Source organism: Streptomyces sp. NRRL F-6676, from assembly GCF_000725625.1.
GTDB lineage: Bacteria > Actinomycetota > Actinomycetes > Streptomycetales > Streptomycetaceae > Streptomyces.
Genome location: NZ_JOHS01000019.1, coordinates 95,955 through 112,230, shown reverse-complemented (window position 1 = coordinate 112,230; position 16,276 = coordinate 95,955). Strand labels below are relative to the sequence as shown.

Here is a 16,276-nt window from a genome sequence, read left to right as displayed (position 1 = left end):
GCTCCCCGCCCGCGCGCCGCGGCGGGCAGACGGGGAGCGGTGTGTGTCAGACGTTCGCCAGGCCCGCCGGCAGTCGGCCCGTGTGCAGGATGCCCAGGTTCTGTGTCGCCCGGGTCAGGGCGACGTACAGGTCGCTCGTGCTGTAGTGGGACGGTTCGACGACCAGGACCGCGTCGAATTCCAGGCCCTTGGAGCCGCGGGGGTCCAGGAGGACGACCGCGTGGGTGAGGTCCGGTTCGGTGGCCGCCGTGACGTCGGGGAGGTGGGCGGCCAGCCTTCGGTGCAGGGAGCGCGGGGCGATCACCGCGAGGCGGCCCTCCTCGGGGGTCAGTTCGGCTGCCGCCTTGCCCACCGCTTCGGCCAGGTCACCGGCGTCCACCTGCCGGATCCACGGCTTCGCCCCCGTGGCCCGTACCGACCTCGGCGGCTCGAAGGACGGGTCGGCCGCCCGGACGACCGCCGCCGCGAGGTCCATGATCTCGGCGGGCGTGCGGTAGTTGACGTCCAGCCGGGTGTGCTCCCAGCGGTCGCCGACGTACGGCGCGAGGATGTCGGACCAGTTGCCCACCCCCGCCTCCTCCGCCGTCTGGGCGGGGTCCCCGACCAGCGTCATCGCACGGGTCGGGCTGCGCCGCATCAGCAACCGCCAGGCCATCGGCGACAGTTCCTGCGCCTCGTCGACGACGATGTGGCCGAACGCCCACGTCCGGTCGGCGGCGGCGCGCTCGGCGGCGCTGCGGTGGTCGTCCTCCTCCTGGCGCTCGGCGAAGCGTTCGGCGTCGATGATGTCGTGCGCGGAGAGCACCTCGGAGCTCTCGGGGTCGTCCTCCTCCTTGTCCTCGAACTCGTAGGTGCGGGAGGCGTACGACATGTCGAGCACGCCCTGCGCGTACGACACCTGCGCCGCGCGCTCGCGCTCGGCGCGGGCGCGGACCACCCGGTCGTCCTCGCCCAGCAGTTCGGCGGCCTCGTCGAGCAGGGGAACGTCGGCGGGGGTCCAGGCGCGGGTGACGGGGCGGCGTACGGCGTCGGCGTCCTCGGCGGGGAGCTGGTCCTCGGGGGCGGCGAGGAAGTCGGCGACCAGGCGCTGCGGGGTCAGTACCGGCCACAGCTGGTCGATGGCGGACCACACCTCGGGGTTCTCGGCCAGCTCGTCGCGGATCTGGGTGATGTCGCTGGGGTCGAGGAGGTTGGTGCCGTCGTAGGGGTCGGTGCCGATGCGCTCGGCGACCATGTCGGTGAGCGTGTTGAGGATGTGGCCCTCGAAGTGCTCGCGGGCCGCGTTGTGCGGCAGCTTCGCCGCGCGGGTGCGGTCGCGGGCGACCTGGACGAGCCCGGCGTCGAGCAGGAGCACGTCCCGGTCGTGCTCGATGGTGACGACGGGGTCGGGCAGCGCCTGCCGGTCGGCGACGGCCCGGGCGAGCGCGTCCGCCATCGCGAGGCCGCCCTTGACGGCGGCGGCGCGGGGCGTGTCGACGGCCGTGGCCCGCACGCCGGGGAACAGCTCCCCGACCGTGGCGAGCAGTACGCCGGTCTCGCCGAGCGCGGGCAGCACCTCGCCGATGTAGCCGAGGAAGGCCGGGTTGGGGCCGACGATGAGGACGGCCCGGCGGGCGAGCAGCTCCCGGTGCTCGTAGAGCAGATAGGCGGCCCGGTGCAGGGCGACGGCGGTCTTGCCGGTGCCGGGGCCGCCCTCCACGACGAGGACGCCCTGGTGCGGGGCGCGGATGATGCGGTCCTGGTCGGCCTGGATGGTCCGCACGATGTCGCCCATCCGCCCGGTGCGGGCGGAGTTGAGGGCGGCGAGCAGTACGGCGTCGCCCGTGGGGTCCTCGTGGCCGGTGCGTTCGGTGTCGGCGAGGTCGAGGATCTCGTCGTGCAGCTCGGTGACGCGGCGGCCGTCGGTGCCGATGTGCCGGCGGCGGCGCAGCCCCATCGGGGTGTGGCCGGTGGCCAGGTAGAAGGGGCGGGCGACGGGCGCCCGCCAGTCGATGAGGACGGGCGTGCGCTCGGCGTCGTCGGCGCGCAGCCCCAGGCGGCCGATGTGGTGCGCCTCCCCCGAGGTGAGGTCGATGCGGCCGAAGCAGAGCGAGCCGTCGACGGCGTTGAGCGCGGCCAGCAGCCCGGAGCGTTCGGCGACGAGGATGTCCCGCTCCAGGCGGGCCTGCATGGGGGTGTGGCCCTGGGCGAGGGCGTCGTCGACGGCGGTCTCGGTGCTCCCCCGCAGCCGGTCCACGCGCGCGTACAGGTCGTCCATGAATTCCTGCTCACGGCGCATTTCCTGGTCGGTGAAATCCGCGTGCGCTCCCGTGCGCGATCCTGTTTGCGATCCCGTGTTTGACAATTCCGCTCCCGGCCGGATAGGATGGCGTCATCAATACTTCCGCGACCTTCGCCTCGTAAAGTCGCGAACCATTGAATATACGCAGAGAAATCCCCCGGGCGCAATCGCCCGGGGGATTTCTTGTGCTGCCTGTACGCCGGTACGTCACCCGCCTCTACGTCACCTCACAGCACGTCCGCGTCCGCGAGTTCCTCGCGCAGTCGGCGCCCCGGCCTCGCCCCCACCATGGAGCGCACCGGCTCGCCGTCGCGGAAGACCATGAAGGTCGGCATGGACAGCACCCGGTAGGCGTGGGTGGTCTCCGGGTTGGTGTCCACGTCGAGCTGCACGACCTTGAGCCGGCCGCTCTCCTCGTCGGCGAGTGCGCTGAGCACCGGGCCCATCTGGCGGCACGGGGGGCACCAGTCGGCGGTGAACTCCACGAGTACCGGCAGTTCCGCCTCGATGACCTGTTCCGTGAAGTCCGCGTCCGTCACCTCTGTGACGCCGGCTGCCTTGATCACGATGTCTGTCCTCCCAGTTCGCACACGGGTTCCGGGCCGCCCGGAACGTCCGCTTCGACCGACAGCCGGTCGCGGGTCCGTTCGGCCCGTTCCAGCTCGCCGGCGACCTTTCGGCGTACGGCGCCGAGCTCGTCGATGAGGGTGTCGAGCTCGGCGAGTTTGCGGCGGTAGACGGCGAGCGAGGCGGGGCAGGCGTCGCCGGACGGGTGGCCGGCGCGCAGGCACTCCACGAAGGGACGGGTCTCCTCGAGGTCGAACCCGAAGTCCTGGAGGGTCCTGATCTGACGGAGGAGGGTGAGGTCGGCCTCGTCGTAGGTGCGGTAGCCGTTGTCGCCGCGGCGGGCGGGGAGCAGGCCGCGGGATTCGTAGTAGCGGAGGGTGCGGGTGGTCGTGCCGGTGCGTGCCGCCAGTTCGCCGATTCGCATGGGAATGACTCCAAGGGGCGGAGCCCCTTGAAGGGACGATGGGGGTCCCCCCTGCTCGAACGAAGTTGAGAGCTTGGGGGAGGGTAGGGGCGGCGGGGGCGAAAACCCACCCCGGGCCGCCGCCCATCCCTCACGCCTTGGCCAGCTCCTTCTCGCCGTCCTCCCGCGGCTCCGCCGCGCCCGCCGGCGCGGAATCCCCGCTGTCGACGAGCAGCCGCTCGTCGAAGGGGAGGTCGCCGGCCAGCACCCGGTCGACCCGCTCCTTGTCGACCTCCCCCGTCCACGTCCCGATCAGCAGCGTCGCCACCGCGTTCCCCGCGAAGTTCGTCAGCGCCCGCGCCTCGCTCATGAAGCGGTCGATGCCGACGATGAGGCCGACGCCGTCGACGAGCGCCGGCTTGTGGGACTGAAGGGCGCCCGCCAGCGTGGCGAGCCCCGCCCCGGTGACACCCGCCGCGCCCTTGGACGCGACCATCATGAACAGCAGCAGGGTGATCTGCTGCCCGATGGCCAGCGGCTGGTCCATCGCGTCGGCGATGAACAGCGACGCCATCGTCAGGTAGATCATCGTGCCGTCGAGGTTGAAGGAGTAGCCGGTCGGCACGGTGATGCCGACGACCGGCCGGCTCACGCCCAGGTGCTCCATCTTCGCGATGAGCCGCGGCAGCGCGGACTCCGACGACGAGGTGGACAGGATCAGCAGGAACTCCCGGCCCAGGTACTTGAAGAGCTGGAAGATGTTCACCCCGGCGACCACCCGCACCATCGCGCCGAGCACGACGAAGACGAACAGCACACAGGTCGCGTAGAAGCCGAGCATGATCGTCGCGAGCGCCTTCAGCGCGTCCACGCCGGTCTCGCCGACGACGGCCGCCATCGCCCCGAACGCGCCGACCGGCGCCGCCCACATGATCATGGACAGGACGCGGAAGACCAGCCGCTGGATGTGCTCGATGCCGCGCAGCACCGGCTGCCCGGCGTTGCCCAGGGCCTGGAGCGCGAAGCCGACGAGGAGCGCGACCAGCAGCGTCTGGAGCACCTGGCCCTCGGTGAACGCGGAGACCAGGCTGGTCGGGATGATGCCGAGGACGAAGTCTACGGGTCCCTCGGCCGCGGCCGCCGCCTGGTCGTGGCCGACGCCCTTGACCGCCTCGGTCAGGTGCATGCCGCTGCCGGGGTGGACGAGGTTGCCGACCACGAGGCCGATCGCCAGCGCGACGAACGACATCACGATGAAGTAGCCGAGCGCGAGCCCGCCGACCTTGCCGACCTTCGCCGCCTTGCGGACCGAGCCGACGCCGAGCACGATCGTGCAGAAGATGATCGGCGAGATCATCATCTTGATCAGGTTGACGAAGCCGGTCCCGATCGGCTTCAGCTCCTTGGCGAAGTCCGGTGCGAGGAACCCGACGGCGACGCCGAGCACCACCGCGGCGATCACCGCGAGGTAGAGGTAGTGGGTGCGGTCCCGCTTGCTGGCGGGTGCGGCAGGTGCCGTGTCGGGGGTGCTGGACACTGCTGCCCTCCTTTGACGACGTCGTCGGCATCACCGGCGTGCGGCTCACGTCCGGGGGATGCGGCGACTATCTCCCGGCGCTGTGAGGGCGGTCACGCTTCCGTTCATTTAGTTCACGCTTACACCGAGAGGCACACTGGCGGCATGCCCCTTCCAGCCACTCTCAGCGGCGTGCTCGCCCGCCTCCCCAGGCCCCGCAGCCTGGCCGGGCAGCTCTTCGCCATGCAGGCGGTACTGGTCGCGGTGCTGGTCGGCGGCTACGCGCTGTTCACCTACCTCAGTGATCGGGATCAGGCCACGGAGGCGGCGACCCGGCAGGCGCTCGCCGTGACCCGCTCGGTGGCCGACTCCCCCTCCGTACGGGCGGCGATCCGCACCCCGGACCCGTCGAGGACGCTCCAGCCGTACGCGCTGCGCGTCCAGCGGCACACCGGCGTGGACTTCGTGACGATCATGGACCCGCGGGCCATCCGCTGGACCCACCCCACCCCGGACCTGATCGGGAGGAAGTTCGTCGGCAACACCGCCCCGGCGCTCGCGGGGCACACCTTCACCGAGACGTACAAGGGCACGCTGGGGCTGTCCGTACGCGCCGTCACCCCGATCCGGGACCACGGCGAGATCGTCGGCCTGGTCAGCGCCGGGATACGGGTGGAGGCGATCTCCCGGCGCATCCACGACCAGGTCACCACGCTCGCCGGGGCGGCCGGCGGGGCGCTGGCACTGGGTGCCGTCGGCACCTACGTGATCAACGCGCGGCTGCGGCGCTCCACCCACGGGATGAACGCCGCCGAGCTGAGCCGGATGCACGACTACCACGAGGCGGCGCTGCACGCGGTGCGCGAGGGGCTGCTGATGCTGGACGGGCAGTACCGGGTGGCGCTCATCAACGACGGCGGGCGGGAGCTGCTCGGGGTGCGCGGCGAGGTGGTCGGGCGGTCGGTGGCCGAGCTGGGGCTGCCGGCGCCGCTGACGGGGGCGCTGCTGTCGTCGCAGCCGCGGGTGGACGAGATCCATCTGACGGCCGACCGGGTACTGGCGGTGAACACCTCCCCCGTCTCCGGCGGGGAGCGCCGGGGCACGGTGGTGACCCTGCGGGACGTCACCGAGTTGCAGTCCCTGATGGGCGAGCTGGACTCGGAGCGCGGCTTCACGCTGGCGCTGCGCTCGCAGGCGCACGAGGCGGCCAACCGGCTGCACACGGTGGTCTCGCTGATCGAGCTGGGCCGCGCGGAGGAGGCCGTCGACTTCGCCACCGCCGAGCTGGAGCTGGCCCAGGAACTCACCGACCAGGTCGTCGCCGCCGTCAGCGAGCCGGTGCTGGCCGCGCTGCTGCTCGGCAAGGCGGCGCTGGCCAACGAGCGGGGCGTGGAGCTGGTGGTCAGCGAGGACAGCGGCATCGACGACGGGCTCCTGCCGCCGTCCCTGCCGCCCCGCGACCTGGTGACGATCCTCGGCAACCTGATCGACAACGCGGTCGACGCGGCGCAGGGCTCGGTGGGCGCGCGGGTGACCGTGACGGCACACACCGACGACACGGACGGTCCCGCGCTGGTGCTGCGGGTCGCGGACACGGGGGCCGGGGTGGATCCGGAGCACGCGGAGGCGGTGTTCCGGCGCGGCTGGTCGACCAAGCCGGCCGGTCCCGGCGGACGCGGCCTGGGGCTCGCCCTGGTGCGTCAGACCGTGCAGCGGCACGCGGGGCGGCTGTCGGTGGCGCGGGCGGACGGGGGCGGGGCGGAGTTCGAGGCGCGGCTGCCGTTGCCTACGGTGAGGGCGGCCGCGGGAGCGCCGGGCGGTGCGGCTTCGGCGGGAGGTGAGGGCGCGTGACGGATACGGCTGGGGCGGGCGGGGTCGGCGGGGCCGAGGTGATCCGTGTGCTGGTCGTGGAGGACGATCCCGTCGCGGCGGACGCGCATGTGATGTACGTCGGACGGGTGCCGGGGTTCGCCGCGGTCGGGAAGGCGCACACCGGCGCGGAGGCGCGGCGCGCGCTGGACCGGATGCCGGTGGACCTGCTCCTGCTCGACCTGCATCTGCCGGACGTGCACGGATTGCAGCTCGCCCGCTCGCTGCGGGCGGCGGGGCACCACGCGGACGTCATCGCGGTGACCTCCGCGCGGGACCTGGCGGTGGTGCGGGAGGGGGTGTCGCTGGGGGTGGTGCAGTACGTGCTGAAACCGTTCACCTTCGCGACGCTGCGGGACCGGTTGGTGCGGTACGCGGAGTTCCACGCGACGGTGGGCGAGGCGAGCGGGCAGGACGAGGTGGACCGCGCGCTGGCCGCGCTGCGTGCGCCGGGGCCGGCGGCGCTGCCGAAGGGGTTGAGCGGTCCGACGCTGGAACGCGTCACGAAGACGTTGCGGGAGGCGGCGCCGGAGGGGGTGACCGCGGCGGGGCTCGCGGAGACAGTGGGGATTTCGCGGATCACGGCGCGGCGGTACCTGGAACACCTGGTCGCTGCCGCTCCCCGGCCCCCCCCCCCCGCCCCCCCCCCGCGCCCCCCCCCCCCCCCCGCCACGATCTACCCGTAGCCGAGAAACCGGCGATCACCACGTCGTACCCAGGGGCGCGGGGAACTGCGCGACCAGCCACGGCGCATCCGCACCCGCTCGGCGGCCCACGCCACCCGAGCTCTTCCGCGCCCGTCCCCCGACCCCCGTCCCCCCGCACCGAACCCCGTTGTCAGTGCCCCCCGCTAGCTTCATTCCCCTACCGCGGTTCTGCCGCGAGGGGGGTCACCGAGGCATGCCCGCGCACACCCCCCGGCAGCAACCCCCGCGCACCGAAAAGGAGATGACGCGTTGTCGGAGTGGGAAACGGCAAGCACGGCCCGGGTGACCCCGCCCGCCCGGCCACGCAAACTCGCCAAGGTCCCGTTCGTCGAACTGGCCGACGGCCGCCTCCAGGGCGTCGTCTCCAGCGGCTCGGACATCGAACGGGTCTACGTCTCGTCGGTCGCCACCGGCACCTACGCATACGCTTGCAGCACCAACAACAACCGCCCCTGCGGCGGCGCCCGCGGCGGCTTCTGCAACCACATCCTGGCCCTGATCAAGGAGGCCGTACTCCAGTACGGCCCCACCCGCGTCGCCCGCTACCTCCGCCTGGACGCCACCGACGGCGGCGAGGAGCCGACGGCGGCGAGCATCACCGCCGACATGAGCGCTACCCGCCCCCAGCCGGCCGCCGACAAGGCCGCCGCCTCCGTCTTCAGCCGCTTCCTGCGCCACCTCGCCTACCTGGAACTCCCGCCCAGCACCACCCCGTCCCCGGAGATGCACTGGTTCCCGCCCACCAGGGGAACGGCACCCACCGCCGACGCCGGCCCCGGGAACGAGGACGACGGCACGGAGACAGCACTTCTCGGCGCGCCGGTCCCCGGCTTCGACGACGCCCTGGAAGCCGTCGCCGCCCTGGACCGCGCCCTCGTGGGCGGCCTGCTGCGCCCGGCGCCCACCCAGGCCGCCGACCTTCAGGTCTTCGCCGCCGCCCTGGCGGCCTCGCCGCTGGCCGCCCGGACCGCCGAGGCGGCCGAGAAGGCCGCGGCCGGTGCCGCCGGCGAGGACCACTTCACCGCCCTCGCCGCCGCCCGCACGGCACTCCTCGGCTCCGTCCACGACGCGCTGGCGGCCCGCGGCGAGGAGCTGACCGGCCGTACGCACGACGCGGACCCGGAGCCGTCGCCCGCCGCGCCGCAGCCGGCGAACCTGCTGGTCGCCGCCCGCTCCTGGCTCTGCGACCTGGCCCGCACGGGCTGGCGCAACCTCGACCACGACGTGGTCGCCGGCGCCGCCCCCGTCGTCTCCGCGATGCTCCCGGAGCCGTCGCTGCGCCGCCTGGCGACGCTGCTGGACGGTCTGGCCTTCGAACTGGCCGCCTCCTGCCCGGGCGCCGCCCTGGAGCGGGTGCCCGAGCGCCGCTGGGGCGACCTGTGGTCGCGGGCGATGCTGCTGACCGTGCCCGGCGCCGCGGGCGCGGCCCCGACCGGCACGGTCACCGGACGGCTGCTGCCGCTCGGCACCGACCTGCACGAACACGCCACGGCCGCACAGGCCCAGGTGCACGCGGTGCTGGAGCCCGCCGACGGCTCCCCGCCCCGCCTGGTGCGGGCCGGGGTCTCGGTGCCGAAGCCCGACACGGTCGTCGGGGCCGGCGTCTGGCAGTTGCTGCGCCCGCATCTGTCGCTGCTGGCGGCGGTCGGCGAGGGGCGTGCGATGGACGTCACCGACATGCCGGTCACCGACGAGGGCGACCTGGTGTGGAGCGAGGAGCACGCCCGCCGGGGCGAGCCGGCCGACGCCTTCGCCACCGCCCGCGTCGCCCTGCCCACCGCGGGCGCGGCGCCGACGGCGCCGCTGGACCGGCACCCCGCGCGGCTCGCGGAACCGGTGTTCCTGGAGGGCTACGAAAGCCAACGGGACGACGACAGCGGGACCCTGACGTTCACCGTCGCCGGTCACCGTCTCGTCGTCGACACCGACCGGGTGCCGACCGCCGGGCCGCTCACCCCGGAGGCCGTGGCGGCGTCGCACGCGTGCATCGGGTTGCTGCGCTGGGACGCCGGACGGTTCCGGCTGCAACCGCTGGCCGTCGAGACGACCGTGCGGAAGAAGCCCGTCACCGTGCACGCGGGGGCGTGGGCGGGCGGCACCACCGACAAGGCCGGGATCAAGGCGGAGAAGGCGGCGACGGACGCGGTGACAGTCCTGCGCGAGCGCGCCGGAAGGCTGCTGCGCAAATGACCGAGCCGGACGAGAACACCGAGATGGCCCACGCCACCGCCACGACCGCAACCACCGGCACGACCGAAGCCGCTGCCGGGAGGTCCGCCCCGGAAGCCCCGGAAACTACGAAAGCTACGGAGGCCCCAGAAGCTCCGGTGACTCCGGAGACCCCGGAGGCGAACCCGCACGAGACCCGCCGTCAGGTGCTCTACTGGCGGCTGCTCGCCCGGCTGTTCGACCCCGAGGAGCAGCCCGCGCTGGAGTCGTCGAGCCTCGCCGTCGTCAAGGACATCGGGCTGCCGCCCGCGCTGCTCGATCCGAAGGCGTCCGTCGACTCGGTCGTGCAGCGTCACCCCGAACTGGCCGACGAGTTCGACCGGTTGATGGTGCCCGAGTCCGACCACGACGACGCCGCCGAGGGCGGCGGGGGGCGGGACCGGGCGGCCGAGGTGCGGCGCGCGGCGCTGGTGTCGAAGGTGCTGCTCAACGTCTTCTCCGCCGGCTCCGGGACGGTCACCGCCGGGCAGCTGGCGCGCTGGCAGTCCGACGCGGGCTGGCTGGAGCGCGCGCTGGGCTGCGAGCCCGGCGGGCTGCGGGGCGGCGGACGCCCCGGGGGTGGGTCGAGCCCGGGCGGGTCGAGCCCGGGCGGAGTGAGCCCGACCGGCACCGGCTTCGGCGCCCCGACGCCCGGTCTGAGCACGCTCATCCCGGCCATCGGCCCGGAGCTGGGTGCCATCGAGGCCGACCTCGTCAAGCGGATGCGGCTGCGCGAGGTGCTCGCCGACCCCAAGCTGGCCTCGCAGTTGACGCCCAGCATGTCGCTGATGGAGCAGCTCCTGCGGGACAAGGACAACCTGTCCGGCGTCGCCCTGGCCAACGCCAAGGCGCTGATCCGCCGCTTCGTCGACGAGGTCGCCGAGGTACTGCGCACCCAGGTGGAGAAGGCCACGGTCGGCGCCCTGGACCGGTCGGTCCCGCCGAAGCGGGTCTACCGCAACCTGGATCTGGACCGCACGATCTGGAAGAACCTCACCAACTGGGACCCGGAGGAGGAGCGGCTCTACGTCGACCGCCTCTACTACCGGCACACCGCCCGCAAGACGACGCCGCAGCGGCTGATCGTGGTGGTGGACCAGTCGGGCTCGATGGTCGACTCCATGGTCAACTGCACCATCCTGGCGTCGATCTTCGCCGGACTGCCCAAGGTCGACGTCCATCTGATCGCGTACGACACCCAGGCGCTCGACCTCACCCCCTGGGTGCACGACCCCTTCGAGACCCTGCTGCGCACCAACCTGGGCGGCGGGACGGACGGCACGGTCGCGATGGCGCTGGCCCAGCCGAAGATCGCGGAGCCGCGCAACACCGTCGTCGTCTGGATATCCGACTTCTACGAGTGGCAGACCGAGCCGCTGTTCGAGTCGATGGCCGCGATCCACCGCTCCGGGGCCAAGTTCATCCCGGTCGGCTCGGTGACCAGCTCGGGGCGCGGCAGCGTCAACCCGTGGTTCCGGGAGCGGTTCAAGGACCTGGGTACGCCGGTGCTCTCCGGCCACATCCGCAAGCTCGTGCACGAGCTGAAGACGTTCCTGACCTGAGCGCCCCACGCTTCTCCCTCCCGCACCCGCCTGCCCACACGTACACGTACTCGTCGCTTCTTCCGAAAGGCTCATCATGTCCGACCTGTTGCGCGCCCCCGCCGAGATCAAGTACGCCGAGGAGCTGGACTGGCTGGAGTCGGTCGACGACGGCCCCAAGCCGTTCTCCTGGCGGCTGTCGCCCAAGATGGTGCGCCTGTTCATCCTCGGCTCCGAACGCGCCGACGGCCTGGACCGGGAGGTGACGCAGAAGTGGTTCGGCGACCGCAGCTTCGTCGAGCGGTCCATCGTGACGCTCGCCTCGGACCGCGGGCTACTGCTGATCGGCGACCCCGGCACCGGCAAGAGCTGGCTGGCCGAGCTGCTGTCCGCGGCGATCTCCCGCAACTCCACGCTGGTGGTGCAGGGCACGGCCGGCACCACGGAGGACCACATCAAGTACTCGTGGAACGTCTCCATGGTGATCGCCAAGGGGCAGTCCCGGGAGTCGATGATCCCCTCCCCGATCATGACGGCGATGGAGACCGGCGCGATCGGCCGCTTCGAGGAGCTCACGCGCTCGACCAGTGACGTACAGGACGCGCTCATCTCGATCCTGTCCGAGAAGTACATCTCGGTCCCCGAGCTGGGCAGTGACCAGGACAGCGACAACATCGTCTTCGCCAGGCCCGGCTTCTCGGTCATCGCCACCGCCAACAGCCGCGACCGGGGCGTCAACGACCTGTCGTCCGCGCTCAAGCGCCGCTTCAACTTCGTCCGCATCCCGGTGGTGACCAACAAGAAGAGCGAGGCGGAGATCGTCCGCTTCCGCACCGAGGAGCTGCTGCGGCGCCACGAGATAGAGCTGGACGTGCCGCCGACCCTGCTCGACGTGCTGCTGCGCAGCTTCGCCGATCTGCGCGCCTCCGCCGCCGCGGCCGGCAGCGACGACGAGAAGCTGGAGTCGGCGCTGTCCACCGCCGAGCAGATCGGTGTGCTGGAGGACGCGATCCTGCACAGCAACTTCTTCGGCGAGAGCGCGCTGAGCGCCCGTACGCTCGCCTCCTCGCTGGTCGGGTCGCTGGCCCGGCGCGCGCCGGAGGACCTGGCCATCCTCAACAAGTACCTGCACGGCGTGGTCGAGCCGCGCAGCACGCAGGAGGGCGGCTCCTGGCCGGAGTTCCTCAAGGGCGGCCGCGACGCGATCGCGACCCTCTCGTGAGCGCGACACAGAACCTGCCCGCCGCAGGAACGGCGACGGCGGCGACGGCGGCGAGGGGCCCGTTCGAGGCGCTGCGTGCGCAACTCCACGAGGCGGCCACGGAGTTCGCCGACGGACCGGGCGCGCTGGAGGGCATCCTGCTCGGCATCGTCGACGACGTGGACCGGGCGGTGCGCGAGCCGCTGGAGATCTTCCCCGTCTGCCACCACTCGCCCGCCTCGGCGCTGGCGATGGCGCGACGGCTCCGCGAGAAGCAGCCGAAGGTGGTGTACCTGGAGCTGTGCGAGGACATGGCGCCGCTGCTGACCGAGCTGCGCAACTGCCGCCTGCCGGTGGCGGTGCAGGCGTTCGCCGGCGAGGTGGCGGGGCTGCCCGTCGAGTGGGCGCCGCTGTCGGTGGTCGCGCCGATCACCGAGGCGTCGGCGGAGTACCAGGCGATCGCGTACGCGCTGGACACACCGGGCGTCGAACTGGTCCTCGTCGACCGCTCCTCGGACCACGTCTTCCAGTGGCAGGCGCGCGAGACCCCGGACGGCGAGGGCGCGGAGCCCATGGACCCGGACGCGCCGCCGGCCGAGGAGGAGGCCGCGCTGCACGGCGACGCGGTCGGCGTGGAGATCGGCGATCTGCGGCCCCGGTTCGCGGAGCTGGAGGAGCATCTGCTGCGGCACGGGCGGGTGCGGCACTGGTCGGAGTGGTGGCACCAGTACGTCGAGGTGCCGCTCGGCGACGCCGCCGCCGACCACGACACCTACCGCCAGGTGATGCTGCTCATCGGCAGCCTGTTCCGGCGGCTGGCGCCCGGGGACGCCGGGCGGGTGCGGGTGGACGAGGAGCGCGAGCGGTACATGTGGACCCGGATGCGGGAGCATCTGTCCGCGACCGGTACGGACCCGGCGGACTGCCTCTACGTGTGCGGGGCGTTCCACGCGGCGAGCAGGGTGGCGGAGTTCGGGGTCGGGGGCGCCGACACGTACCGGATCACCCCGCCGAGCGGCAGCACCTGGCAGCACGGGCTGATCCCGTCCAGCCATGCGGCGATCGAGGCGCAGTTCGGGCTCGCGGCCGGTTCGGTGTCGATCGCGGCGACGGAGTGGGCGAAGAACGTCAGGCGCACCAGGGTGAAGCCGTACCGGCTGGCCGGGCAGGCGGGCACGAGGAAGAAGGCGGCCGCGAAGCGGACGCCGGCGGCTCCCCGGGCCACGGCGGGGGACACGGCGCCGGACCGGCTCTCCGGCTTCCTTCGACGACCGCCCGTGCTCGACGGTGTGGACGAGGCGGAGCTGCTCGGCTGGTCGGTGGAGATCGTGCGGGCCGCGCGCCGGGCCGGCTATCTCGCCTCCACGGCGGACGCCATCGCGGTGTTCGAGACGTCGATCCTGCTGGCCGGGATGCGGGACCGGGCCAAGCCCACGCCGTACGACTTCCAGGACGCGGCCGTCACCTGCATCGAGAAGGACCGGGTGCCGGGGCGGCGCGACGTGCGGCGGCTCGTCGAGATCATGATGGGCGGCGACCGGATCGGACAGGTCGGCTACGACGCCCTGCCGCCGCTCGCCCGCGATGTGCACGACCGGCTCGCGCCGCTCGGCATGAAGCTGCAACAGCGGGGCGTGCAGCGGGCGTTGCTGGACATCGCCGGCAGGCCCGAGCTGGAGCGCTGCTCCGACGTGCTGTGGATGCTGCGGTATCTGATGCCGCAGGGCACCGCCCGCCCGATCATGGGCGAGCGGACACTGGGCGGACGCTCGCTCCAGGAGTCGTGGGACCTGGCGCTCGGCACCCACCAGCGGTCCCTGATCGAACTCGGCTACGAGGGCGTCAGCATCGAACAGGTGCTGGAGCAGCGGCTGCGGCGCACGGCGTACGCGCCGCGGGCGACGACGGCGACGGTGCTGGGGGCGGTCGAGGACGCGGTGCTGTACCTGGGCAGCCGCCGTCTCGCCGACGAGCTGGGCACACGGGCGCTGGAGGTCCTGGCCACCGAGCGCGGCGTCGACGGCGCGCCGGAGGTGCTGCGCCGGGTGCGGCGGCTGCTCGCGTACTACCGGATCAGCGTGCCGGAGCTGCCGGGGTGGGTAGAGTCCTTCGTCCGGACCGGTTACGCGCACTACTGCACGCTGCTGCCGACGGCGTTCACCGACGAGGAAGCGACGGTGGAGCAGGTCGCGGCGACGCTGGGCTTCCTGTTCGGCATGGAGGGGCTCGCGCTGTCGCTGGGCTGCGACCGGACGCAGCTGGAGCTGGCGGTCGCGCAGTCGCATCCGGAGGAGCCGGCGAAGGTGGCGCTGCTGTGGGCGGCGCAGGTGCATCTGGGCCGGCTGTCGCGGGCGGAACTGCGGCGGCGGTGCGACGAGTTGCTGGGCAACCCGCTGGTGGTGCCGTCCTACCCGCGCTATCTGAGCGGGTTCCTGCACGCGCTGGAGCCGGTGCCGCAGCTCGCGGGCTTCGTGGTGGAGTCGGTGTCCCACGCGTTCGGGCGGCTGCCGGACGCGGTGCTGCTGCCGTGGCTGCCGACGCTGATCACGTCACTGCGGGCGGGCGGGGCCGGGCCGGCCCCGCTGCTGATCCGCGAGGCCGGGCGGATCTTCCCGGGGCGGCTGGCGGAACTGGACGCGTGGATACCGCCGTGGCGGACGGCACCGGCCGCGCCGGCGCCGGTGTCCGCGGTCCCCGCGGCCGCCGGGGGCGTGCTGCTGCGCACCCACCGGGCCACCACGGACGCGGTGGCGCGACTGCTGGGCTGCGAGCAGAACTGGCCACGGACGGAAGTGTCCTCACCCTCCGGCGCGACGACTCTGACGACCCGCCATCCGGCGACGGGCCGGGCACTGGAGGCACTGCTGACCGCCTGACGGGGCGCAGCCCCGCGCCCCCGACGGGGCTGGGGCTGCGCCGCGTCAGGGGCGGGGCCGCGTCTTCTGCGCGGCTCCGCCGCAGGGGCGCGAGCAGCCACCGCGCCCCTGCAAGGGGCGCGGGGAACTGCGCGAGAAGTCCCCACGCACCCGCACTCCCCACTCAACCCCACCCACCCGAGCTCTCCCGGGGTCGAAGGGGCGGAGCCCCTTGAGGATGGGAAGGGTAAGGGCGGCGGGGGCGGAAGAACGTCACGGCGCCCCCAGAACCGTAGCTTCCTACAATCCGTGAGTGTGGCCGGACAGAACGTAGTCACCGCAGCCCCGAACCCCCTACGTTGGCCCCGTGCCGCACCGACCACACGTCCCGCAGCCCCCGCCTCCCACTCCCCCTTTCGACGCCCTCGCCGCGCGCCGCCTCCGCGCAGCCCTCGGCATGGCCCCCGAACACGTCGCCTACGGCATGCGCGCCTCGTTCGGCCTGCCGTACGTCACCCCCGATCTCGTGATCGCCTGGGAGCACGGGGACGCCGCCCCCACCTCCCCCGAACTCGTCGCCCTCGCCGGCGTCCTGTGGTGCGCGCCCGGCGAACTCGTCGGCGCGCCGCGTACGTTGCGCGAGCACCGCGTGGCGCGGGGGCTCGCGCCGGAGGACCTCGCGCGTGCGGTCGGGGTCGAACCGCTCGCGTACGTACGGATGGAGGAGGCGGGTGAGTGGCGCGGCACCGACCGGCAGTCGGCGGCGCTGGCCGATGTGCTGGAGCTGTCGCTACCGGATTTCGTCACCGTGACGGGGCGGGACGCGCGGCTCGCGGAGCTGTTGCGGGGGGCCGTCACCACGCGGTGGCAGGGGTATGTGCGGCAGGTGGGGAAGGTGGTGCCGCTGCATCGGCGGGTGATCGAGGAGGTGCTGGCGGAGATGCATGCGTCGTACCAGGGGGAGCTGGTGCCGACGCCGGTGGCTGGGGGTTTCGCGGGGGTGGCGGCGACGGCGTCGGGGGACGCGGGGCGGGAGTTTCTCGAGCGGGTGGTGGGGGTGTTCTGGGAGATGGTGGGGCGGGGGTGACGAGGGGGGCCGTCGAGTTTTTTCGGCGGCTGCTCACGCCC

The 16,276-nt window shown here is 73.0% G+C and carries 11 protein-coding genes and 1 pseudogene; 8 read left to right on the top strand and 4 right to left on the bottom strand.

The genetic code is table 11. The annotated features are described in order from the left end of the window. Window positions 1-46: 46 nt before the first annotated feature. The 4 genes from IO29_RS15450 to IO29_RS15435 form a co-directional block, all read right to left on the bottom strand. Window positions 47-2,278, bottom strand: a complete 2,232-nt coding sequence (locus tag IO29_RS15450; protein WP_030379969.1) for a HelD family protein — start codon at window positions 2,276-2,278, stop codon at window positions 47-49. A gap of 230 nt (window positions 2,279-2,508) precedes the next feature. Next, window positions 2,509-2,847 carry a thioredoxin family protein gene (locus tag IO29_RS15445; RefSeq protein ID WP_030379970.1) on the bottom strand — a complete coding sequence of 113 codons (339 nt, stop codon included), beginning with the start codon at window positions 2,845-2,847 and terminating at the stop codon, window positions 2,509-2,511. After that, the gene (locus IO29_RS15440) at window positions 2,844-3,272 is read right to left on the bottom strand and encodes a MerR family transcriptional regulator (protein ID WP_030379971.1); all 429 of its coding nucleotides are present in this window, start codon (window positions 3,270-3,272) and stop codon (window positions 2,844-2,846) included. Before IO29_RS15440 ends, IO29_RS15445 begins: the two co-directional genes overlap by 4 nt. A 130-nt stretch (window positions 3,273-3,402) precedes the next feature. Beyond that, on the bottom strand, window positions 3,403-4,788 hold the full coding sequence (locus tag IO29_RS15435; RefSeq protein WP_037840548.1) for a cation:dicarboxylate symporter family transporter: 1,386 nt from the start codon (window positions 4,786-4,788) through the stop codon (window positions 3,403-3,405). A gap of 144 nt (window positions 4,789-4,932) precedes the next feature. On the opposite strand from IO29_RS15435, the gene IO29_RS15430 reads away from it, so the two are divergent. The 8 genes and pseudogenes from IO29_RS15430 (at window position 4,933) to IO29_RS15400 (ending at window position 16,235) form a co-directional block, all read left to right on the top strand. Then, on the top strand, window positions 4,933-6,618 hold the full coding sequence (locus IO29_RS15430) for a sensor histidine kinase (RefSeq protein WP_030379973.1): 1,686 nt from the start codon (window positions 4,933-4,935) through the stop codon (window positions 6,616-6,618). A 92-nt stretch (window positions 6,619-6,710) separates the two neighbouring features. Beyond that, on the top strand, window positions 6,711-7,322 hold the full coding sequence (locus tag IO29_RS15425) for a response regulator (protein ID WP_234316388.1): 612 nt from the start codon (window positions 6,711-6,713) through the stop codon (window positions 7,320-7,322). A gap of 270 nt (window positions 7,323-7,592) precedes the next feature. Then, a pseudogene (locus IO29_RS39445) lies at window positions 7,593-8,099 on the top strand (hypothetical protein); the annotation flags it as partial. An 87-nt stretch (window positions 8,100-8,186) separates the two neighbouring features. Beyond that, window positions 8,187-9,533, top strand: a complete 1,347-nt coding sequence (locus IO29_RS15420) for a hypothetical protein (RefSeq protein ID WP_051707894.1) — start codon at window positions 8,187-8,189, stop codon at window positions 9,531-9,533. A gap of 23 nt (window positions 9,534-9,556) precedes the next feature. After that, window positions 9,557-11,113: a VWA domain-containing protein gene (locus IO29_RS15415; RefSeq protein ID WP_420705395.1), complete on the top strand. Its 1,557-nt coding sequence runs from the start codon at window positions 9,557-9,559 to the stop codon at window positions 11,111-11,113. A 76-nt stretch (window positions 11,114-11,189) separates the two neighbouring features. After that, window positions 11,190-12,314: an ATP-binding protein gene (locus tag IO29_RS15410; RefSeq protein WP_030379977.1), complete on the top strand. Its 1,125-nt coding sequence runs from the start codon at window positions 11,190-11,192 to the stop codon at window positions 12,312-12,314. Window positions 12,315-12,328: 14 nt separating this feature from the next. Next, window positions 12,329-15,169: a DUF5682 family protein gene (locus IO29_RS15405; RefSeq protein ID WP_030379978.1), complete on the top strand. Its 2,841-nt coding sequence runs from the start codon at window positions 12,329-12,331 to the stop codon at window positions 15,167-15,169. 346 nt (window positions 15,170-15,515) lie between these two features. Beyond that, the gene (locus IO29_RS15400; RefSeq protein WP_078618297.1) at window positions 15,516-16,235 is read left to right on the top strand and encodes a helix-turn-helix domain-containing protein; all 720 of its coding nucleotides are present in this window, start codon (window positions 15,516-15,518) and stop codon (window positions 16,233-16,235) included. Window positions 16,236-16,276 lie beyond the last annotated feature (41 nt).

Excerpts from the sequence above, each read along its gene's own strand:
- IO29_RS15450 (WP_030379969.1), bottom strand. The coding sequence starts at position 2,278 with ATGCGCCGTGAGCAGGAATTCATGGACGACCTGTACGCGCGCGTGGAC.
- IO29_RS15440 (WP_030379971.1), bottom strand. The coding sequence starts at position 3,272 with ATGCGAATCGGCGAACTGGCGGCACGCACCGGCACGACCACCCGCACC.
- IO29_RS15430 (WP_030379973.1), top strand. The coding sequence starts at position 4,933 with ATGCCCCTTCCAGCCACTCTCAGCGGCGTGCTCGCCCGCCTCCCCAGG.
- IO29_RS15425 (WP_234316388.1), top strand. The coding sequence starts at position 6,711 with ATGTACGTCGGACGGGTGCCGGGGTTCGCCGCGGTCGGGAAGGCGCAC.
- IO29_RS15415 (WP_420705395.1), top strand. The coding sequence starts at position 9,557 with ATGGCCCACGCCACCGCCACGACCGCAACCACCGGCACGACCGAAGCC.
- IO29_RS15410 (WP_030379977.1), top strand. The coding sequence starts at position 11,190 with ATGTCCGACCTGTTGCGCGCCCCCGCCGAGATCAAGTACGCCGAGGAG.